At 29.8% G+C, this 21,224-nt stretch carries 22 protein-coding genes, 2 tRNA genes and 2 rRNA genes; 11 read left to right on the forward strand and 15 right to left on the reverse strand.

What is annotated here, in order from left to right; all coding sequences use genetic code 11:
• The 15 genes from NSA58_RS04105 to dnaA form a co-directional block, all read right to left on the reverse strand.
• Window positions 1-207, reverse strand: a 16S ribosomal RNA gene (locus NSA58_RS04105); the annotation flags it as partial.
• Between the two features lie 123 nt (window positions 208-330).
• Window positions 331-407 (reverse strand) — tRNA-Ile (locus tag NSA58_RS04110).
• An 8-nt stretch (window positions 408-415) separates the two neighbouring features.
• Window positions 416-505 (reverse strand) — tRNA-Leu (locus tag NSA58_RS04115).
• Window positions 506-514: 9 nt separating this feature from the next.
• A 5S ribosomal RNA gene (gene rrf, locus NSA58_RS04120) occupies window positions 515-631 on the reverse strand.
• 183 nt (window positions 632-814) lie between these two features.
• Window positions 815-1,585: a SigB/SigF/SigG family RNA polymerase sigma factor gene (locus tag NSA58_RS04125; RefSeq protein ID WP_052233007.1), complete on the reverse strand. Its 771-nt coding sequence runs from the start codon at window positions 1,583-1,585 to the stop codon at window positions 815-817.
• The gene (locus tag NSA58_RS04130) at window positions 1,585-1,992 is read right to left on the reverse strand and encodes an ATP-binding protein (RefSeq protein WP_139045081.1); all 408 of its coding nucleotides are present in this window, start codon (window positions 1,990-1,992) and stop codon (window positions 1,585-1,587) included. Before NSA58_RS04130 ends, NSA58_RS04125 begins: the two co-directional genes overlap by 1 nt.
• A gap of 2 nt (window positions 1,993-1,994) precedes the next feature.
• Entirely contained in the window at window positions 1,995-2,312 is a 318-nt protein-coding gene (locus tag NSA58_RS04135) for an STAS domain-containing protein (protein ID WP_039679947.1), read from the reverse strand.
• 23 nt (window positions 2,313-2,335) lie between these two features.
• Window positions 2,336-2,593 (reverse strand): DUF948 domain-containing protein, encoded by a 258-nt coding sequence (locus NSA58_RS04140; protein ID WP_074429811.1) that lies wholly within the window; start codon window positions 2,591-2,593, stop codon window positions 2,336-2,338.
• Complete coding sequence (locus NSA58_RS04145) at window positions 2,593-2,871, reverse strand: YtxH domain-containing protein (RefSeq protein ID WP_039679949.1); 279 nt, start codon at window positions 2,869-2,871, stop codon at window positions 2,593-2,595. Before NSA58_RS04145 ends, NSA58_RS04140 begins: the two co-directional genes overlap by 1 nt.
• 70 nt (window positions 2,872-2,941) lie before the next feature.
• Entirely contained in the window at window positions 2,942-5,371 is a 2,430-nt protein-coding gene (gene gyrA, locus NSA58_RS04150) for a DNA gyrase subunit A (RefSeq protein WP_039679950.1), read from the reverse strand.
• 19 nt (window positions 5,372-5,390) lie between these two features.
• Window positions 5,391-7,295, reverse strand: coding sequence for a DNA topoisomerase (ATP-hydrolyzing) subunit B (gyrB, locus tag NSA58_RS04155; protein ID WP_039679951.1), 1,905 nt, complete (start codon window positions 7,293-7,295; stop codon window positions 5,391-5,393).
• Window positions 7,296-8,411, reverse strand: coding sequence for a DNA replication/repair protein RecF (gene recF / locus NSA58_RS04160; RefSeq protein ID WP_039679952.1), 1,116 nt, complete (start codon window positions 8,409-8,411; stop codon window positions 7,296-7,298).
• Between the two features lie 16 nt (window positions 8,412-8,427).
• Window positions 8,428-8,634 (reverse strand): S4 domain-containing protein YaaA, encoded by a 207-nt coding sequence (gene yaaA / locus NSA58_RS04165; protein ID WP_018590072.1) that lies wholly within the window; start codon window positions 8,632-8,634, stop codon window positions 8,428-8,430.
• 88 nt (window positions 8,635-8,722) lie between these two features.
• A complete protein-coding gene (gene dnaN / locus NSA58_RS04170) occupies window positions 8,723-9,829 on the reverse strand; it encodes a DNA polymerase III subunit beta (protein WP_039679953.1) in 1,107 nt (368 codons plus the stop codon).
• Window positions 9,830-10,070: 241 nt separating this feature from the next.
• Window positions 10,071-11,390: a chromosomal replication initiator protein DnaA gene (gene dnaA / locus NSA58_RS04175; RefSeq protein WP_039679954.1), complete on the reverse strand. Its 1,320-nt coding sequence runs from the start codon at window positions 11,388-11,390 to the stop codon at window positions 10,071-10,073.
• A 647-nt stretch (window positions 11,391-12,037) separates the two neighbouring features.
• Between dnaA and rpmH the strand changes: the two genes are divergently transcribed.
• The 11 genes from rpmH to NSA58_RS04230 all read left to right on the forward strand — a co-directional run.
• Window positions 12,038-12,172, forward strand: a complete 135-nt coding sequence (gene rpmH, locus NSA58_RS04180) for a 50S ribosomal protein L34 (protein ID WP_039679955.1) — start codon at window positions 12,038-12,040, stop codon at window positions 12,170-12,172.
• 73 nt (window positions 12,173-12,245) lie between these two features.
• Window positions 12,246-12,587, forward strand: a complete 342-nt coding sequence (rnpA, locus tag NSA58_RS04185) for a ribonuclease P protein component (protein ID WP_039679956.1) — start codon at window positions 12,246-12,248, stop codon at window positions 12,585-12,587.
• 56 nt (window positions 12,588-12,643) lie between these two features.
• Window positions 12,644-12,886 carry a membrane protein insertion efficiency factor YidD gene (yidD, locus tag NSA58_RS04190; RefSeq protein WP_408645568.1) on the forward strand — a complete coding sequence of 81 codons (243 nt, stop codon included), beginning with the start codon at window positions 12,644-12,646 and terminating at the stop codon, window positions 12,884-12,886.
• Between the two features lie 22 nt (window positions 12,887-12,908).
• Window positions 12,909-13,658, forward strand: coding sequence for a YidC/Oxa1 family membrane protein insertase (locus NSA58_RS04195; RefSeq protein ID WP_039679958.1), 750 nt, complete (start codon window positions 12,909-12,911; stop codon window positions 13,656-13,658).
• A complete protein-coding gene (jag, locus tag NSA58_RS04200) occupies window positions 13,594-14,259 on the forward strand; it encodes an RNA-binding cell elongation regulator Jag/EloR (RefSeq protein ID WP_242842728.1) in 666 nt (221 codons plus the stop codon). The genes NSA58_RS04195 and jag overlap by 65 nt, the downstream gene beginning before the upstream one ends.
• A 133-nt stretch (window positions 14,260-14,392) precedes the next feature.
• Complete coding sequence (mnmE, locus tag NSA58_RS04205; RefSeq protein ID WP_039679959.1) at window positions 14,393-15,772, forward strand: tRNA uridine-5-carboxymethylaminomethyl(34) synthesis GTPase MnmE; 1,380 nt, start codon at window positions 14,393-14,395, stop codon at window positions 15,770-15,772.
• A 93-nt stretch (window positions 15,773-15,865) separates the two neighbouring features.
• On the forward strand, window positions 15,866-17,761 hold the full coding sequence (gene mnmG / locus NSA58_RS04210) for a tRNA uridine-5-carboxymethylaminomethyl(34) synthesis enzyme MnmG (RefSeq protein ID WP_039679960.1): 1,896 nt from the start codon (window positions 15,866-15,868) through the stop codon (window positions 17,759-17,761).
• Entirely contained in the window at window positions 17,754-18,473 is a 720-nt protein-coding gene (gene rsmG, locus NSA58_RS04215; RefSeq protein ID WP_039679961.1) for a 16S rRNA (guanine(527)-N(7))-methyltransferase RsmG, read from the forward strand. Before mnmG ends, rsmG begins: the two co-directional genes overlap by 8 nt.
• A 149-nt stretch (window positions 18,474-18,622) precedes the next feature.
• Window positions 18,623-19,408 carry a nucleoid occlusion protein gene (noc, locus tag NSA58_RS04220; RefSeq protein WP_039679962.1) on the forward strand — a complete coding sequence of 262 codons (786 nt, stop codon included), beginning with the start codon at window positions 18,623-18,625 and terminating at the stop codon, window positions 19,406-19,408.
• A 56-nt stretch (window positions 19,409-19,464) separates the two neighbouring features.
• On the forward strand, window positions 19,465-20,238 hold the full coding sequence (locus NSA58_RS04225; RefSeq protein WP_039679963.1) for a ParA family protein: 774 nt from the start codon (window positions 19,465-19,467) through the stop codon (window positions 20,236-20,238).
• 1 nt (window position 20,239) lies between these two features.
• A partial coding sequence (locus NSA58_RS04230; protein ID WP_257560133.1) for a ParB/RepB/Spo0J family partition protein occupies window positions 20,240-21,224 on the forward strand: 985 nt, incomplete at its 3' end.

Here is a 21,224-nt window from a genome sequence, read left to right on the forward strand (position 1 = left end):
CGCCGGAGCTTTGATAAGAGAAACATGCGAATCTCTTATGTTATCCTGTATTAGCATACCTTTCGGTATGTTATCCATGTGTATGAGGCAGGTTACCCACGCGTTACTCACCCGTCCGCCGCTCTTCTCCGAAGAGAATCGCTCGACTTGCATGTGTTAGGCACGCCGCCAGCGTTCATCCTGAGCCAGGATCAAACTCTCATAAAAAAGTTGTCCATTGCTCAGACTAATCATTATCTGAATATCTGGCTTGGTTTGTTTGTTGTTTCAGTTTAATTCTTAAAGAATTAATTTATTGTTAACCTACTGTTTAATTTTCAAAGTTCTTTGTGGTGGACCATCAGGGACTCGAACCCCAGACCTACCGGTTATGAGCCGGGCGCTCTAACCAACTGAGCTAATGGTCCACTATATTTGGTGCCGAAGACCGGAATCGAACCGGTACGAAAGTATAAGTTTCGCAGGATTTTAAGTCCTGTGCGTCTGCCAGTTCCGCCACTTCGGCATGCACCAAATTTGGCTACGTCCTACTCTCCCAGGAGGTCGCCCTCCAAGTACCATCAGCGCTCAAGAGCTTAACTTCTGTGTTCGGAATGGGAACAGGTGTATCCTCTTTGCTATAATAACCAAATTCAACTTGTTTTTTCAAGTACAAGTATTATATTAACATCTTTCAAATATTTTGTCAAATGTTTTTTTATTTTTCTTTTTTTAAGAAAAATCGACCTATCACCTAAGTGATAGTTTTCTTTTGCTCCATTTCTTTGGCGCAATAAATAATATACACCACATTTGATGATAGGTCAATAGTTTTTTATATATTTTTTTCATATTCTTTTTTCAGCTTTTCTATTATCTTTCTTTCAAGCCTAGAAATAGTCATTTGAGATATATTCAATTCCTTTGCTAGAGCTGATTGTGTCTTTTCTAAATAGAACCTGCCTTTAAAGATTCGAACTTCTAATTCATTTAATGTAGCTATAAATTTTTCTAAAAAGTCTTTGTATTCTATATCATTAAAACTTTCTTCTTTATCTGCTATTTTATCCATTAAAGATATATTTTCTTCTGAATCACTATTAGTTGTAGCATCTAATGATACCGGTTGGTATCCATAAGATGCCTCAAGAGACTCCAGTACCTCTTCTTCTGTACATCCTAAATACTCAGCAATTTCCTTTACGTTTGGATGTTTTTTATTTTGTTGTTCTAATACGACTTTAGCTTCACTTACCTTTTTACTTAGTTCTTGAACCCTCCTAGGAACTCTTAAGGTCCAAACTTTGTCTCTAAAGTACTTTTTTATTTCACCTACAATTGTAGGTGTAGCAAAACTTGAAAATTCAAATCCTTTTTCTATGTCATATCTATCTATGGCATATATTAGTGCTAAGGAAGCAACTTGATATATATCATCAAATTCTACTCCTTTATTAATATATTTTTTTGATAAGATATTAACTAGATACAAATGTCTTTCAATCAATATATCTCTTACTTCTCTATTTTTTTCTTTGCTATAAATCTTAAAAAGTTCTTTAGTTTCCATATTTAGGTAATCTGTAGCATTAGCTACCTTCTTCATTACATATCAACTCCTAAATACTTTATCATTTTTATGCTAGTTCCCTTTCCTTCTTGTGATTCAACAATTACCTCGTCCATAAGAGATTCTATTATAAATAGTCCCATTCCACTTTCTTTGAGATTATCTATATCCGGTTCACTTACACTACTTCTATCATATCCCTTACCATTATCTATTATTTCTATAGTTAATCCATTTTCTATCATAGAATATATAATTGTGAATCGGTCATCTGAACTATGTTTTATAGCATTAGTACATGCTTCAGATATAGCTACCTTTAAATCTTCTATATCATCAATGCAAAAACCTACTTTGTTTGCAATTCCAGAAGTAGTTAATCTTATTATACTTACATACTCTGGATTTGCTGTAATCTCCATTTTAATTGTTTCGTAAGTCAAAACTATCCCTCCAATTTAAAAATCTTATCTAAACCTGTTATATTGAATATTTTTCTTACGTTATTCTTAGGTTTTTCTATGTATACTTCTTTATCTTCTATCTTTAATCTTTTTAGAATTCCTATCATTACACCTAGTCCAGTTGAATCTATATAGTCTAAGTCTTCAAGATTCAATCTCATATCTATATTTTTTTCATCAACTAATTTATGTAAGTATTTTTTTAGTTCATCTGCTGTAGATACATCTAGTTCCCCTTCAAGAGAAACTTTCCAAAAATGATTTGATGCATCTAATATCGAGTTTATTTTTATTGACATTATTCTACCTCCCATTTAATGTATTACTTTTTGAAGAATTTAAATACTCTAAATAAGCTAGTAATCTTCGTTATTATGTCCATAATTTCTCTAACACTTTTTGTTATATGTGCTGCATTCTCTACTATATCTGTTATATGTCTTTCATTAACGTCTATTAACCTATTTGTTCTTTCAACAACTTTATTCGCGCTGTTTAATACCTTTGCTAAGTATATAGCTACTATAAAAAAGCTAGCACCAAATAAAACTGCCCCTATTTGCCAGCCTAATGCATTCATTATTTCTCTCCCTCTTCAAAGCTCTTGCTTATTAATATATCTTCTTCTGATATTTCTATATTATTATCTTCTATTATTTCATCTTTTATAGATATTATTTTTTCTTTAACTCCATCAAATGTTTCATGTAGAACATCTTTTGGATTTTCCTTTACTTCCATTAATTTTTCTTTTGCGTCTTTTCTTATTTCAGATCCCTCTTTAGGTGCTAAACATAATCCTGCTACAAAACCTGCTAATGCTCCTACTACTAAGTACAATCCCTTTTTTGAACTCATAACAACTTCTCCTTTTTATCTTTTTAATAATATTTTACAAAATTATATGGAAAAAGAATAGGATAAAATCCTATTCTTCATCTATATTTATTTTGGCAATTGAAACTACATTTACTTCATCTTCTGTCTTCATTAGTTTAACTCCACTTGTTACTCTACCATAAATCGAAATTCCTTCAACTTGTAGTCTTATAAGTATTCCATCAGAGTTAATTAACATCATTTGGTCTTTTTCATCAACCATTTCAGCTCCTACGATTTTTCCTGTCTTTTCAAATATGTTATAAGTTTTTATTCCTTTACCTGCTCTACTTTGAACTCTATATTCATTAATATCTGTTCTCTTACCAAATCCTTTTTCACTTACTACTAATAGCTCATGACCTTCATCTGTTAAGTTCATAGAAACTACTCTATCATCTCCTGATAAAGTTATACCTTTTACACCCATAGCTGTTCTACCCATAGGTCTTATATCTGTTTCATTAAATCTTATAGACATTCCATTTTCAGTAACTAAAAGGACATCTTTTTTACCGTTTGTAATTTTAACATCTATTAATTCATCATCACTTCTAAGTCCAATTGCTATAAGTCCTGATTTATTAATATTTTTAAATTCTTCACGTTTAGTCTTCTTAACTATACCTTTTTTAGTTGCTAGCAATAAGTATAATTCTTCATTGCTAGAATCATCAACAGGTATAAGAGTAGTTATTTTTTCATTTGGAGCTAATTGTAATAAGTTTACTATAGCAGTTCCTTTTGCTTTTCTCTTTCCTTCTGGAATTTCGAACGCATCCATTCTAAATACTCTACCTTTATTTGTGAAGAATAATAATCTACTATGTGTAGTAGTTGTAACTAGATGTTTTACAAAGTCTTCTTCTCTAGTAGACATTGCTGTGATTCCCTTACCACCTCTATTTTGACTCTTATAAGTATCTAGAGGCACTCTCTTGATGTAACCAAAATGAGTAAGAGTAATTGCTATTTCTTCATCATCAATTAAATCTCTCATATTGATTTCACCTTCAGCATGTCTGATTTCTGTTCTTCTCTCGTCTGCATATTTTTCTTTTATAGCTATTATTTCATCTTTAATAACTCCTAAAAGTAATTGTTCATCAGCTAATATAGATCTTAAGTATTCTATTCTCTTCATTAACTCACTGTACTCATCTTCGATTTTTTGTCTTTCTAATCCAGTAAGTCTTTGTAATCTCATATCCAAAATGGCTTGAGCTTGTATATCTGTTAATCCAAATTTAGATATTAATCCTTCTTTAGCTTCTGCAGTAGTCTTAGATCCTCTAATTAAACTTATTACAGCATCTATATTATCTAGTGCTATTCTTAATCCTTCTAATATATGAGCTCTAGCTTCAGCTTTATTTAATTCAAATTTTGTTCTACGTGTAACAACATCTTTTTGATGTTCAACATAATAATATATCATTTCTTTTAAATTTAATACTTTTGGTACGCCATTAACAAGCGAAAGCATTATGATACTGAAAGTATCTTCCATTTGAGAATGTTTGTAAAGATTGTTAAGCACTATGTTAGCATTAGCATCTCTTTTTAATTCTATAACAATTCTCATACCATTTCTGTTACTTTCATCTCTTAAATCAGAAATACCTTCTAATTTCTTTTCTTTAACTAGTTCAGCTATTCTTTCAACTAATCTAGCTTTATTTACTTGGTAAGGAATTTCTGTAACAACTATTTGTTGTCTTCCTTTTGGTAATTCTTCTATTATAGCTCTAGATCTAACTTTAACTTTACCTCTACCAGTTCTATAAGCTTCTGCTATATTTTCTTTTCCCATTATGATTGCTGATGTTGGGAAGTCTGGCCCTTGAACATAATTCATTAAATCTTCTACACTACATTCTGGGTTATCAATTAAATGTACTGTTGCATCAATTGTTTCACCCAAATTATGTGGTGGAATAGATGTAGCCATACCAACTGCTATACCATTAGATCCATTTACTAATAGGTTTGGATATCTTGATGGTAATACTGATGGCTCTTTTAAAGATTCATCAAAGTTTGGTACAAAATCTACAGTTTCTTTATCTATATCTTTAAGTAATTCTAATGCAAGTCTACTCATTTTTGCTTCTGTATAACGCATTGCGGCTGGTGAATCACCATCTACAGAACCAAAGTTACCATGACCATCAACTAAAAGCCCTCTAGTTGAGAAATCTTGGGCCATTCTTACCATTGCATAATATACTGCTGTATCTCCATGTGGATGGTACTTCCCTAGAACGTCCCCAACAATACGTGCAGATTTTCTATAAGGCTTATCTGGAGTTAAGTTTAATTCACTCATAGAGAAAAGTATTCTTCTATGAACTGGCTTTAATCCGTCTCTTACATCAGGTAATGCACGACCAACTATAACACTCATGGCATAATCAATATAAGATTTTTTCATTTCACTTGCTATTTCTATAGGGAGTATCCTGTTATTTTCTTGCATATTATACTCATCCCCTTTCTTATATATCTAAGTTTGTAACATATGTTGCATTTTCTTCTATAAATTCTTTTCTAGGCCCAACCTTATCTCCCATTAACATAGAGAATACTTGGTCTGCCATTACAGCATCTTCTATTGTTACTTGTAATAATGTTCTTGTTTCTGGATTCATTGTTGTATCCCATAATTGTTCTGCATTCATTTCTCCAAGACCTTTGTATCTTTGAAGCTCAACACCTGTTCTGCCTATCTCTTCTAATAAAACTTCTAGCTCTTTATCTGTATAAACATAGTATTCTTTCTTTTGCTTCTTAACTTTATATAGAGGTGGTTGTGCTGCATACACATATCCATTTTCTATAAGCGGTCTCATATATCTAAAGAAGAATGTTAATAGTAATGTTCTGATGTGAGCACCATCTACGTCGGCATCGGTCATTATTATTATTTTATGGTATCTAGCTTTTTCTATATCGAAATCATTTCCTACGCCACAACCATAAGCAGTTATCATATTTTTTATTTCATCAGAAGATAATATTTTATCTAATCTTGATTTTTCTACGTTTAGTATTTTACCTCTAAGTGGTAGTATTGCTTGTGTGTGTCTATCTCTACCTTGTTTTGCTGAACCACCAGCAGAATCCCCTTCGACTAAGAATATTTCACTCTTTGCAGGATCTTTCTCTGCACAGTCTGCTAATTTCCCAGGCAATGATGTACTTTCTAACACACTTTTTCTTCTTGTTAATTCTCTAGCTCTTTTTGCAGCCTCTCTAGCTCTTTGAGCTCTTAATCCTTTATCAACTATAGTTCTAGCTGTTATTGGATTTTCTTCTAAGAATGCTCCTAGTTCTTCTACTGTTACGCTATCTACGCTACCTCTCATATATGTATTACCTAGTTTAGTCTTTGTTTGACCTTCAAATTGAGGTTCTGGTAGCTTAACAGATATAACAGCTGTAAGACCTTCTCTTATATCTTCACCTGTTAAATTTCCCTCATTTTCTTTTATTAACTTATTACGCTTAGCATAGTCATTTACAGTTTTAGTTAATGCTGCTTTAAATCCTGCTAAATGAGTTCCACCTTCGTGTGTGTCAATATTATTTGCAAATGAGAATATATTTTCTGTATATCCATCAGTATATTGCATTGCTATTTCAACGATAGAATCGCCTATTTTTTTATCTATATGAACTATATCTTCATGTATAGGTGTTTTGGTTTTGTTTAAGTATTTAACAAACTCTACTAAACCACCATCATAATGGAATTCTTTTTTACGCTCGCTATCTACTCTTTTATCTTCAAATACTATTCTTACTCCCTTATTTAAGAAAGCAAGTTCTCTAAGCCTATGTTCTAATGTTTCATATTTAAATTCAACTTCATCAAATATAGTTTCATCTGGCATGAAGCTTATTATTGTTCCTGTATGATGAGATTCTCCAACTACATCTAGTGCTGAAGTTGACATACCTTTTTCATAACTTTGTCTATATATTTTTCCATCTCTATAAACATCTGCAACTAACCATTTTGATAATGCATTAACTACAGATATACCAACTCCGTGAAGTCCACCAGATACCTTGTATCCTCCTCCACCGAATTTACCACCAGCATGTAGTACTGTTAAAACTGTTTCTAAAGTAGATTTTCCTGTCTTAGGATGAGTTTCAACAGGTATCCCTCTACCATCATCCTTTACAGTTACACTGCCATCTTCATTTAAACTAACATATATTCTGTCACAATAGCCTTGTAATGCCTCATCTATACTATTATCAACAATTTCATAAACTAGATGGTGTAATCCTCTTGGTCCAGTAGATCCTATATACATACCTGGTCTTTTTCTAACTGCCTCTAGACCTTCTAGTACCTGAATCTGACTTGCGCCATACTCTTGTTGTTTCATTTAGTTACCTCCATTCTGTATACTAATTACTTTACCTTTTTCTATATTAAAAATAGTAGTATTATCTTTATTAAATATACTTTTATGTGCTACTTCTGCTGTAGTTATAAACATTTGTACATCTTCTAAATTATCTACTAGTAATTTTTGTCTTGTTTCATCTAATTCACTAAATACATCATCTAATATTAATATAGGATTCTCTCCAACTTCATTTTTAATTAGCTCTATTTCTGATAACTTTAGTGAAATAGAAGCTGTTCTTTGCTGCCCTTGTGAACCATATAATCTTACATCCAATTTATTAACAAATATATTTAAGTCATCTTTATGAACACCATATCTTGTAGTTCTTACTTCCATATCGTGTTCTCTACTTTCAATCAACTTATTATAGAATCTTTCTTTTACTTCTATAACAGTATCTTCGTCACTTATATTTATTTGATTCTTATAAGTAATTTGTAAATCTTCTATACCATTAGTTAATCTAGTATGCATTGCATTTGCTATATCAGAAATTTTTTTAATAAAATCTCTTCTAATAATATATATATAGCTACCATATTTAGATAAGCTTTCATCATAAACATCTAATAAGTTCTTATCTATATTTCTATTTTTAAGAACCCTATTTTTTTGACTTAATATTTTATTGTAATTTATTAAATAATTATAATATTTGGGCATTATTTGACTTATTTCTTTATCTATAAATGATCTGCGTTCTCTTGGTCCATCTTTGACTAACCTTAAATCCTCTGGAGAAAAAATTACTACATTTAAGTTTCCAAGTAATTCTTGAATTTTTTGGATGTGTATCTTATTTACTTTGATTCCCTTTTTATTTTTTCCAATTGCAACTTCTATTAAACTATTTGTGTCATATTTAGTGTAGCTTCCTCCAATATACAGACTTTCCGTATCAAATTTAATAATTTCTTTATCTTTATTCGTCCTAAAAGATTTGCCAAAAGATAGCATATAAATAGATTCCACTATATTTGTTTTTCCCTGTCCGTTTTTACCTACTAAGAGATTAACATTTTTATTAAAATCTATATACAGATTGTCATAATTTCTAAAATTTATTAATTTTAAGCTATTAAGCTGCATTAAGGGGACTCCTTCTTTACACTACCATTATTGAGTTTCCTTCAACTTCAATAAGATCTCCTGGTCTAATTTTCTTACCTCTTCTTGTCTCAACCTCGCCATTTACTTTTACTACGCCTTCTTGTATTAAAAATTTAGCATGACCACCAGTTGAAGCAATATCAGCAAGTTTTAAGAATTGATCTAACTTAATATATTCTGAATCTATAGCTATTTCTATCATCTTGACTCCTCCTATTTCTTATTAGTTAAGTATTTATTATACCATAAAAATAATAAAAACCCAACTAAATGCAGTTGGGTCCATAGTCTTATATATTTGAAGCTATCCTCACAGGAAGTAATAAATATATATATTTAATACCATCAACTGGCTTAATTATACATGGATTAACATTAGTAGTAAATTCAATGAATATTTCTTCACTTTCTATATTTTTTAATCCTTCTAATAAATATCTCGAGTTGAAAGCAATATCTAAGTAATCTCCCTCTAATTCTAAATCTACTTCTTCATAAACATTTCCTTTTTCAGTGTTAGATGTTATTGCCAATGTATTATCTCTAATTGATAGTTTTATTAGATTATTTCTTTCTGATTGTGATAATAAAGATGCTCTTTCTATACTATTAAGTAAGCTCCTAGTATTTAATTTAATCCTAGTATTATGTTCTCTTGGAAGTAATTTTTTATACTCAATAAATTCTCCATCTAATAATCTTGTTATTATTTTTGTTTCATTTATCATAAAAATAGCATTTTTATCATCAAATCCAATTTGAACTTGCTCTTCTGTGGATAAAAGACTGTTTACATCATTTAAAGTTTTTCCTGGAATTATAACTTTTGCATTTGCATTTAAGTTTTCCACAGAACAACTTTTTACTGCAAGTCTATAACCGTCTATAGCTACTAAGCTAACTTCTCCATTAACAATTTCTAGTAATTCTCCCATCAGAACAGGTTTTGTTTGATCTTGAGATATAGCAAATACAGTTTGTTTAATCATATTTTTTAGTATGTCTTGTGGAACACTATATAAGTTATCTTTACTTACGTTAGGTAACACAGGGTACTCCTCAGGGCTATCTCCTTTGATTTTAAATTTTGAGTTTAAACAATTTATATAAACATTGTTATCATCATCTGTTTCAATTTCTACAAATGAATCAGGTAATTTTCTTATTATATCTCCAAATAGTCTAGCATCTATTACAATGCTTCCTTCTTCAGCTATTTCTGCTTGTGCATAAGTTTCTATACCAATTTCTAAATCATATCCAGTTAAAACTATTTGATCTCCTTTAGCTACTATTAAAATTCCTTTTAATAAATCAAAGTTTGTTTTTCCATTAATAGCTTTTTGCACAATACTTATTTTATGAGCTAATAGTTTTTGATTGCAAATTATTTTCAATGTGGATAACCTCCTTGCATCATTTTAATAAAAATATATATAAAAACAATAGTAGTTGTAGTAGTAGGTGCTGTGGATAAAGTGGATAACCATATGAATCCAAATAAAGCAAAAGATATTAACTTGTATACAAAATGTTAATATCTTATAAAAACCTTCTTAATTACATTGTGAATAAAATCTTAACAAAAAAATTATTAACATTACAGCACAAGTTGTTAACAGACAAAATGTTAATAACTTATCCCTTTAAATCTGAAATTATTTTATCTATTTTGTCCTTTATTTGTTGATTTTCTTCTATATCCTTAGTTACTTTATCATGAGCGTGAATTACTGTTGTATGATCTCTTCCACCAAATTCACTTCCTATTTTAGGTAATGATAAATCAGTAAGTTCACGACAGATATACATTGCTATTTGTCTAGGATATGCTATTGTTCTTGTTCTTTTTTTAGAATTAAAGTCGTCCATTTTTATGTTAAAAGCTTCTGAAACTTTTTCTTTTATTCTATTTACTGTTATTTCTTCACTCTTAGGATTTGATATTATATCCTTTAAAGCTTCAGTTGCAAGCTCAAGTGAAATGTTTTTGTTTGTAAGAGATGAATAGGCAACAACTCTAGTTAGAGCACCCTCTAATTCTCTTATGTTTGATTTAATGTACTTAGCTATGTAAGTCATTACTTCATTTGGAACATTGATGTTCTCTAATTGTGCTTTTTTTCTAAGTATAGCTATTCTCGTTTCGAAATCAGGTGGTTGAATATCTGTTATGAGTCCCATTTCGAATCTCGATCTTAATCTATCTTCTAATGTAGGTATTTCTTTTGGTGGTCTATCACTCGATATGATTATTTGTTTATTTGCTTCATGTAATGCATTAAATGTATGGAAAAACTCCTCTTGAGTACCTTCTTTTCCAGCAATAAACTGTATATCATCTATTAATAGAACATCTACATTTCTATACTTATTTCTAAATTCTTCATTTTTATCATTTTTTATTGAGTTAATAAGCTCATTTGTAAATTTTTCTGAAGAAACATAAACAACCTTAGGATCTTCTTGTTGGCACATTATATGATGTCCGATAGCATGCATTAAATGTGTCTTTCCAAGACCTACTCCTCCGTATAAAAACAAAGGATTATATGCTTTAGCTGGAGATTCAGCTACTGCTACACAAGCTGCATGGGCAAATCTATTACTATTACCTATTACAAAGGTATCAAAAGTATATTTAGGATTTAAATTTGGATAACTTTTTTTGATAGTAGTAGATTTATCTTCTTCGTTAGTATCTTGTATTTCTTTTTCGTCTAAAATAAATTTGATCTGATATTTTTTTAGGGATAATTGGCTTACACAACTTTCAATCAAGTTTAAGTATCTATTTTCAAGTATATTTTGTATAAATTCGTTGGGAGCCAAAAAAATAAGCTCATTAGATATTTGTTTTAAAGGTTTTATTTCTTTAAAAAAAGCATTAAAGCTTGCAGTAGATACCTCACCTTTTATTAGTTGCAAAGTTTTTTCCCATAAAGAAACTATATCCATAAGTATAAACCTCCGAACTAAATAATTAACATTTTCCACAAAGTTATTAACAAAAATTGACGAAAGATAAATGAATAAAAAGTATAAAATATAACTTTGGGATAAAATGTGGATAACATATTAATAAATAAAATTATCAAAAAGAATTTAAAAGATATAAACAGGGTGTATATAAACTTATAAATAGCAAAATATATAGTAAAAACTTTTCATTTACTCAATTATTGTCTAAGATATGAAAACTTATTCACAATTTAATCCACAGATTGTGAATAAGTTTAATATGTTATTATTTATTATTAACATTATCAACAAGTATATTTATAATATCAGAATATATGTCAAACTTCAATATGTTATAATCAAATTATCCACAATTATGTCGTACTGTGAATAATTTAATCAACAATAAAAAAATAGAAAAAATCATCTTATTATAGTAGGAATAATATATATCTTTTTTGGAAAATATGGATTTTAAGATTAAAAAAGAATAAATATACCTAGACTAATTTAAGATTTAATGGCTATAAAACACGTTGACAACAAATATAAAAGGATTTATAATAATATGTGTTATGTTTACTTTGACAGTAAAGTTATTATTTTTATAAACGGAAAAAAATTGTGAAAGGCGGTGCAATATAATGAAAAGAACTTATCAGCCAAAAAAGAGACAAAGAAAAAAAGAGCATGGATTCAGAAAAAGAATGAAAACTTCTAACGGAAGAAATGTTTTAAAAAGAAGAAGATCTAAAGGAAGAAATAGATTAACTCATTAATAATTAAAAAGGCCGCTTTAAGTGGCCTTTTTATGTAATTTATTACATAGCTGTGTTTACGGAGGATATTAATATGAACTTTAAAGAAACACAAGGCTTAAAAAAAGATTCGGACTTTAGGAAAGTTTATAGGAATGGAAAATCTATTGCAAACAGATTATTAGTTATGTATACGCTTCCAAATAAGTCAAAGAATAATCGTGTTGGTATATCTGTTTCAAAAAAAGTAGGTAAAGCCAATGTACGAAATAAAGCTAGAAGAAGAATAAAAGAATCATATAGATTAAATATAGATGGTAATATAAAATCTGGCTACGACATAGTATTTATAGCTAGAATTGCCATAAAGGATGCTAATTACATAGATATTGAAAAAGCAATGAAGCATTTGATTAAAAAGGCAAATTTATTTTAAAAACTATACATATTAATGGCGCCTATTTTTAATGGAGGTTAAAATTGTTTAATAAAATAGTATATATATTGAAGGAAATAAATACATACTTATCGAAATTATGTATTTACTTAATAAGATTTTACCAAAAGTATATATCTCCTATGTTAGGACCACACTGTAGGTTTTATCCTACTTGTTCTCAATATGCAATGGAAGCTTTCAAAAAATATGGAATGTTTAAAGGTATGTATTTGTCAATAAAAAGGGTTTTAAAGTGTCATCCATTTCATCCAGGAGGATATGATCCTCTAAAATAAGCGTACTTTAGGAGGTATACAATTGAGCATTATAAGTAATTTATTAGGTCATATACTTAGAATTATTTTTGAGTTTGTGAATAATTATGGATTGTCTATAGTTGTATTTACGCTGTTTGTAAGATTATTATTAGTTCCTTTAATGGTAAAACAAATAAAGTCTCAAAAAGCGATGCAAGACATCCAACCTAAGATAAAAGAAATTCAAGAAAAATATAAAAATAAGCCAGAAAAACAGCAAGAAGAGCTAATGAAAATTTATCAAGAAGCAAAGATTAATCCACTAGCTGGATGTTTGCCATTATTAATACAAATGCCTATATTAATAGGTCTATTTAATGTGTTAAGAGAACCTGTACTTTATGGCGTATTCCAAAATGCAGATGTGGCAGCACAAGCAGCGCAAGCAGGATTCTTATGGATAAAAGATATTTCTGCTACAGGAAGTGTTTCTCTAGCATTACTTTCAGGGGTAAGTGCTTACTTCATGCAAAAAATGATGACTACAGGCGATGATCAAACAGCAAACATGATGAAGAGTATGACATATGTAATGGCAGCAATGTCATTATTCTGGGGATATACTTTCCAAGCGGGTCTTGCGATATATTGGATAACAAGTAACTTGTTCTCTATAGCTCAATATCAATTAATAACAAGTCCTTTAAAAGCTAAACTGGCTGATTCTAAGGAGGCAGTAGTTAAAGATGAAAAATCAGGAAAACCTAACAGCAATGCAAAGTCAGACAAAAAAGATAGAAATAAAAAGTAAGACTAAAGAAGAAGCAATTCAATCAGCATTACTGGAACTAGGCGTTGAAGAAAAAGACATCGAAGTAAAGGTTATTCAAAATCCTTCTAAGGGGTTCCTAGGATTCTTAGGTGCTAAAGATGGAGTATACGAAGTAACTGTAATAAAAAAAGAAGAAATAGAAATTGCTAAAGAATTTATAGAAAATATTCTAGTAAACTCTAAGATAAATGCTAAAGTTAATGCTACTCAAAAGGATAATTTAATTAAAATTAGCATTGAAGGAAAAGAAGCTACTTGCTTAATTGGAAGAAGAGGAGAAACACTTGATTCAGTACAATTTTTAACAGGACTAGCTTTAAACAAAATCAACAAAGATTCACATATGAGAGTATTAGTTGATATAGAAAATTATAGAAATAAAAGAGAAGAATCGTTAGTTAGATATGCTAGAAAAGTTGCGCGTGAAGTAGCTAAGACTAGAAGAACAAAAAAACTAGACTATATGAATCCTTATGAAAGAAGAATAGTTCATTCAGCTTTACAAAACGATAAGTATGTAATTACATATAGTGAAGGAACAGATCCATATAGAAGACTAGTGATTGAATATAAAAGATAAATGATAAAATTCAAACCTCCTAATATTTAGGGGGTTTAATTTTTGTAATTTATTTAATATAATGATAAAATTAAGATTATAATTTTAATTATTAGTTAAGAATTTAAAATAGATTAATTATAGAGGTGATATTATGTTTATAGATGATACTATAGCAGCAATTGCAACTGCACCAGGAGAAGGTGGAATAGGCATAATAAGAATTAGTGGAAGTAGAGCTCTTTCAGTAGCTAGAGAGATATTTAAATCTGTATCAGGAAAAGATATAACAGACTATAATACTCGTACTCTAATATATGGTCATATATTAGATGGCGAAAATAAAATAGATGAAGTACTACTTGCTTTCATGAAAGGACCTAATTCTTATACAGCAGAAGATGTAATAGAAATAAATTGTCACGGTGGGTTTATTTCAGTAAAAAAAATATTAGAATTAATATTAAGTAAAGATGTAAGACTTGCAGATGAAGGTGAATTTACTAAGAGAGCATTCTTAAATGGAAGAATTGATTTATCTCAGGCGGAAGCTGTAATTGACGTAATTAAGGCAAAAACAGATAAGGCTCAAGAGGTAGCTCAAAGTCATTTAAGCGGTGCATTGGCTAATAAAATAAAAGAATTGAGATTCAAAGTAACGGAAGTTTTAGCTCACTTAACAGTTTCTATAGATTTTAGTGAAGAAGATGTTGAAGAAATAACTTATGCAATGCTTACTGATAGTTCAGAATCGTTAAGAAATGAAATAAAAGCATTATATGACTCGGCAGAGTGTGGAAAAGTTTTAAGAGACGGACTAAAAACAGTTATAGTTGGTAAACCAAATGTAGGAAAATCATCATTACTAAACTATATTTTAGGAGAAAATAGAGCTATAGTTACTGAAATAGCTGGAACAACAAGGGATGTAATAGAAGAATTCGTTAATATAAAAGGAATTCCTTTAAAAATTGTTGATACAGCTGGTATAAGAGAAACGGAAGATATAGTTGAAAAAATAGGTGTAGAAAAATCAAGAGAGTCATTTAGCTCGGCAGACTTAGTAATAATAGTGATAGATGGTTCAAAGGAATTATCAAAAGAAGATAGAGAAATATTAGAACAAGCAGTAGATAAAAAGACTATTGTTTTATTAAATAAAAATGATCTTAACCAAGTTGTATCAGAGGAAGAAATAGCTAAATATGTTGACAAAGATAGTATAATAAAAATATCAGCATTAAAGAACGAAGGAATTGAAGAAGTTCACAATAAAATAGAATCTATGGTGTTTAAGGGAGATGTAAGAAGTAATTCAAGTGTTGTTGTTACAAACTCTAGACACAAGGATGCTTTATTAAAAGCATATAACTCAATTAATGATGCCATAGCTGGAATAGAACAAAGATTACCTTATGATTTCATAGAAGTTGATTTCAAAAATATATGGGATTATTTAGGATATATAAATGGAGATACAGTACAGGAAGATTTACTAGATACTATATTCGCGAACTTCTGTATAGGTAAATAAATAAAATAAACTTAAATAAAGTTAATTTATAAAGGAAACGATTAATAAGGTATTAACGTTTAACGTGAAACATTATTTAAGAAAGGAGAAAACATGCAAACATATAATGCAGGAAGTTATGACGTAATTGTTGTTGGAGCAGGGCATGCTGGATGTGAGGCAGCACTAGCTACATCAAGAATGGGACATAAAACATTAATAATAACACTAACACTAGATTCAATTGGAATGATGCCATGTAATCCGTCCATAGGTGGAACAGGTAAAGGACAATTAGTTAGAGAAATAGACGCCCTTGGCGGAGAAATGGGTATAAATGTAGATAAGACATTTATACAAAGTAGAATGCTTAATACAGCTAAAGGACCAGCGGTACATTCTTTAAGAGCTCAAGCTGACAAATTTAAGTATCACACAGAAATGAAAAAAACTCTTGAAAATGAGCCGAATCTTGATATAGCTATGGATGAAGTTGTAGATTTACTTCATGATGGTAAAATTGTAACAGGAGTAGTAACTAAATTAGGATGTGCTTATAATGCTAAGGCAGTTATACTTGCAACTGGAGTTTATCTAAATTCGTTAATTTATATAGGAGAAGGTACATTTAAGGAAGGTCCTAATGGACTAGGGTATGCAGCTACTTTAACAGATAAATTAGTTGATTTAGGTCTAAATATGAGAAGATTCAAAACTGGAACTCCAGCTAGAATACACAGAGATAGTATAGATTTTTCTAAAATGGAAATTCAAGAAGGGGATGAAAAGATTACACCATTCTCATTTATGAGTGAAAATTTAGAAATAGATCAAATACCTTGCTATTTAGCGAGAACAAATACAGACACACATAAAATTATAATGGATAATATTGAAAGATCAGCTATGTATAGTGGTAAAGTTAATGCTACTGGAGCTAGATATTGTCCATCAATAGAAGATAAAGTTGTGAGATTCAGTGATAAGGAATCACATCAAACATTTATTGAACCAGAAGGATTAGACACAAAAGAAATGTACATTCAAGGTATATCAACAAGTTTACCTTTTGAAGTACAAGTTCAAATATATAAATCTATGAAAGGTCTGGAAAATGCACAGATTATGAGACCTGCATATGCTATTGAATATGACTGTATAGATCCTACGCAATTAAAAGCTACTTTAGAAATAAAAGTAACTGAAAACTTATACAGTGCAGGACAATTCAATGGGACATCAGGATATGAAGAGGCAGCAGCTCAAGGACTAATAGCAGGTATAAATGCAGCCTTAAAAATAGAAGGAAAAGAACCTTTCATACTAGATAGATCAGAGGGATATATAGGAGTTCTTATAGATGATTTAGTTACTAAAGGAACTAATGAACCATATAGAATGATGACTTCTAGAGCAGAGTATAGACTATACTTAAGACAAGATAATGCTGATATGAGACTTACTGAAAAAGGTCATGATATAGGTCTTGTTAAGGAAGACAGATACGAAAGATACCTTGCTAAAAAAGCAGAAGTTGAAAAAGAACTAGAAAGATTAAAAACAGAAAGAGTAACTCCAAAAGAAGTTAACAATATATTAGCGGAAGTTGGTGGTTCAGAAATAAAAGTTGGATTATCATTATATGAGTTCTTAAAACGTCCAGAAGTGACTTATAGTATCTTAGAACAAATAGGAAAAGGTGCTGGAGATGAAGTATCTGATGATGTTAAAGAACAATGTGTGATTATGTCTAAATACGAAGGGTATATAGATAAACAATTAAAACAAATAGATCAATTTAAAAAATTAGAAAATAGAAAGCTTCCAGAAGATATAAATTACTCTTCAATAGATGGATTAAGGTTAGAAGCTAGACAAAAATTAGATGCTATAAAACCAGTATCTATAGGACAAGCTTCTCGTATTTCAGGGGTTTCTCCTGCAGATATATCAGTTTTACTTATTTATTTAGAACAAATGAGAAAAACTAGAGGAGGAAGTAATGAATAATCTAGAATTATTAAAAGCAGGTATAGAAGGTTTTGGAATAGAAGCTACTGATGAAAAACTTCAAAACTTAAAGAAATATAGAGAAATATTAGTTGAATGGAATAAAGTAATGAACCTAACAGGGATAGAGGAAGAGAGAGAAGTATATATAAAACATTTCTTAGACTCTATATCTGCTGTGACTAATAATTATATAAATGATGACACATCATTAATAGACGTGGGTACTGGGGCAGGTTTCCCTGGTATGCCACTAAAAATTTGTTTAGAAAACTTAAATCTAACGTTATTAGATTCTTTAAATAAAAGAATAAACTTTTTACAAGAAGTAGCTAATGAATTAAATTTAAAAGGGATAGAATTTATTCATGGTAGAGCTGAAGATTTTGGTAAAAGTGAAGAATATAGAGAAAAATTTGATGTTGCTACAGCAAGAGCTGTTGCCGGGTTACCAATATTAATGGAGTTTTGTGTTCCATTTGTAAAGGTTGGGGGATATTTTATATGCTTAAAAGGACCAAATGCTAATTTAGAGCTAGAAGAATCTAAAGCAGCTATGGAAACCTTGGGAATAGAATTTGTTGAAAAAATAGATATTAAGTTACCAGATTTAGAATTAAATCATAATATATTAGTATTTAAAAAAATTAATAATACCCCATCAAAATATCCAAGAAAAGCAGGCAAACCATCTAAAAATCCTATAAAATAAATAATATAGAGAAATATAGAAGGAAAAATAATATTAAATGAAGAAATAAATACTCATAAAGGGAAATATTTTCCCTTCGTGAGTATAAAATCAAAATAAATTTACATAAATTGCAGTAAAAATATATTTATCAATAAGAGAGGGATGTTATGGAAGAAAAAATAGTTAAAGAGATACCAGTTGATAAAATAATTCCTAATCCATATCAACCAAGAAAAGTATTTTCGATTAATGCATTAGAAGAATTAAGTAAATCTATAAAAGAGTACGGTGTACTTCAACCAATTACTGTTAGACAAAAAGAAAATGGATATGAGTTAGTTGCTGGAGAAAGAAGACTTAGAGCAGCGAAATTGGCTGAGTTAAAAACTATACCAGCAATAATAAATAATATGTCGGATCAATACTCTGCAGTTTTAGCTTTATTAGAAAATTTACAAAGAGAAGATTTGAACTTTATAGAAGAATCTCTAGGATATGAGAACTTAATAAAAGAACATAATTTTACTCAACAACAATTAGCTGAAAAATTAGGTAAAAATCAATCAACGATAGCTAATAAACTAAGAATATTAAAACTTCCTGACACTGTAAAGCAATATCTTGTTGAAAATGCTTTAACGGAGAGACATGCAAGAGCACTACTTAAGTTGCCTAATGAGGAACTAATGATGGAAATTATCCAAAAAGTAGTTAAACAAGAGCTTACAGTTAAGAAAACAGAAAAATTAATTAATGATACGTTAGAAGCTTTAAAGGCCGATAGTGAACCTGAAAAGAAACAAAATATAAAATGTTCAATGGGGATTAGAATATATCTTAATACATTAAAACAAGCATATGATGCCATAAAGAATACAGGAATTGAAGCAAAGTATAATGAAATAGATAAGGGAGATTACATGGAAATTGTAGTCAAAATTCCTAAAAAATAAGGGGTTACTGCACAGCAGTAATCTTTTTTTAAAACAAATAAAAAGGGGGAACCTTTATGGGAAAATCTATAGCAATTTTTAATCAAAAAGGTGGAGTAGGGAAAACAACAACAAATGTTAATCTAAGTGCTAGTATTGGACAATTAGGCAAAAAGGTATTAGTTCTAGATATGGATCCCCAAGGGAATACTACTAGTGGTTATGGGATTGATAAAAATACTGTAGAAAATACTATATATGAAGTTATAATAGATGGTTTAGATATAAGAGAAGCTATTATTGAAACGGAGTTTGACAATATCCATATTGTTGCTGCTGCTAGCGAGTTAGCAGGGGCAGAAATAGAATTGGCAAATGAAGATGATAGAGAGTATAGACTAAGGGATAGTATCAATAAAATCAAGGATTCATATGACTATATTTTTATAGATTGTCCGCCTTCATTAGGTATGCTTACTATTAACTCATTGACTGCTGTTGATAGTGTTTTAATACCGATACAATGTGAATATTATGCACTAGAGGGTGTGAGTCAGTTGATGTCAACTTATAAGCTTGTCAAAAAGAGATTAAATCCTAAGATTGAAATACAAGGAGTAGTTCTTAGTATGTTTGATGGAAGGGCAAATTTATCTATTCAGGTTGTTGAAGAAGTAAAAAAATACTTTAAAGGTAGCGTTTATACTACGTTAATTCCTAGAAATGTAAGACTTGCAGAGGCACCAAGTTATGGAAAACCAGTAATTTATTATGACTCAAAATGTAGGGGAACATTAGCATATAAAGATTTAGCGGAAGAATTTATCGAATTAGAGGAGGATATAATATAGTATGGATAATACACCTAGAAGAAGTAAACGATTAGGAAAAGGCCTTAGTGCGCTAATACCTGATATAAATGAAGAAATTGATAAAAAAGATATTGTTCAAGTTAAATTGAGTAATATACGTCCTAACAAAAACCAACCAAGAAAAGAATTTGATCAAGATAGGATAAAAGCTTTATCTAATTCAATAAAAAATGTTGGAGTATTGCAACCCATAGTTTTAAAACCTACAGATGATAATAACTATATGATTATTGCAGGAGAAAGAAGATACAGAGCTTCTATTATGGCAGGCAAAGAAGAAATACCGGCAGTAATTAAAGATATACCAGTTAAAGATATAATGGAAATTGCACTTATAGAAAATTTACAAAGAGAAGATTTAAATGCTATAGAAGAAGCTTTAGCTTATAAAAGTTTAATAGATAACTATAAGGTAACTCAAGAAGAGTTATCAGAAGCAGTCGGAAGAAGTAGACCTCATATTACAAATACTCTTAGATTATTAAATTTACAGAAAAAAGTAATTAAGATGATTGAAAGTGGAGAAATAACTCCAGGCCATGGAAAGGCATTGCTTAGAATAGAAAACCATGATAAACAATTAGAAATAGCTAACAGAATAGTTAAAGAGGATTTATCTGTAAGAGTTGTGGAGGAAATAGCCAAAAAAAATCTTGGAAATAAAGAAGTTAAAAAAACTGAAAAAAAACAAAAAGATATTTATATAGTAGATGCAGAAGAAAAACTATCTAATATATTTGGAACACAGGTAAATATATCAAATGGTAAGAATAAAGGTAAAATAGAAATAGTATACAATAATGAAGATGAATTAAATGAAATATTATCAATGATAATGGATGAAGATATAGATTTACTAGGAATTATAGTTGTGGGAACTCCACAAGATAACGAAGATAAATTATTTGTTGGAACAAAGGCTGCTTCTTGGGCTGAGGCCATGAGAGCAGATGGAGCAATACTTT

Source organism: Terrisporobacter muris (assembly GCF_024621905.1).
In the GTDB taxonomy this organism is placed as follows: Bacteria; Bacillota; Clostridia; order Peptostreptococcales; family Peptostreptococcaceae; genus Terrisporobacter; species Terrisporobacter muris.

Bases quoted from the DNA above. Each gene is read 5' to 3' on its own strand.
- NSA58_RS04125 (WP_052233007.1), bottom strand. From the start codon at position 1,585: ATGAAGAAGGTAGCTAATGCTACAGATTACCTAAATATGGAAACTAAA.
- NSA58_RS04135 (WP_039679947.1), bottom strand. From the start codon at position 2,312: ATGTCAATAAAAATAAACTCGATATTAGATGCATCAAATCATTTTTGG.
- NSA58_RS04140 (WP_074429811.1), bottom strand. From the start codon at position 2,593: ATGAATGCATTAGGCTGGCAAATAGGGGCAGTTTTATTTGGTGCTAGC.
- NSA58_RS04145 (WP_039679949.1), bottom strand. From the start codon at position 2,871: ATGAGTTCAAAAAAGGGATTGTACTTAGTAGTAGGAGCATTAGCAGGT.
- gyrA (WP_039679950.1), bottom strand. From the start codon at position 5,371: ATGCAAGAAAATAACAGGATACTCCCTATAGAAATAGCAAGTGAAATG.
- gyrB (WP_039679951.1), bottom strand. From the start codon at position 7,295: ATGAAACAACAAGAGTATGGCGCAAGTCAGATTCAGGTACTAGAAGGT.
- recF (WP_039679952.1), bottom strand. From the start codon at position 8,411: ATGCAGCTTAATAGCTTAAAATTAATAAATTTTAGAAATTATGACAAT.
- yaaA (WP_018590072.1), bottom strand. From the start codon at position 8,634: ATGATAGAAATAGCTATAGATTCAGAATATATTAAGTTAGATCAATTC.
- dnaA (WP_039679954.1), bottom strand. From the start codon at position 11,390: ATGGATATAGTTTCTTTATGGGAAAAAACTTTGCAACTAATAAAAGGT.
- rpmH (WP_039679955.1), top strand. From the start codon at position 12,038: ATGAAAAGAACTTATCAGCCAAAAAAGAGACAAAGAAAAAAAGAGCAT.
- rnpA (WP_039679956.1), top strand. From the start codon at position 12,246: ATGAACTTTAAAGAAACACAAGGCTTAAAAAAAGATTCGGACTTTAGG.
- jag (WP_242842728.1), top strand. From the start codon at position 13,594: ATGAAAAATCAGGAAAACCTAACAGCAATGCAAAGTCAGACAAAAAAG.
- mnmE (WP_039679959.1), top strand. From the start codon at position 14,393: ATGTTTATAGATGATACTATAGCAGCAATTGCAACTGCACCAGGAGAA.
- mnmG (WP_039679960.1), top strand. From the start codon at position 15,866: ATGCAAACATATAATGCAGGAAGTTATGACGTAATTGTTGTTGGAGCA.
- rsmG (WP_039679961.1), top strand. From the start codon at position 17,754: ATGAATAATCTAGAATTATTAAAAGCAGGTATAGAAGGTTTTGGAATA.
- noc (WP_039679962.1), top strand. From the start codon at position 18,623: ATGGAAGAAAAAATAGTTAAAGAGATACCAGTTGATAAAATAATTCCT.
- NSA58_RS04225 (WP_039679963.1), top strand. From the start codon at position 19,465: ATGGGAAAATCTATAGCAATTTTTAATCAAAAAGGTGGAGTAGGGAAA.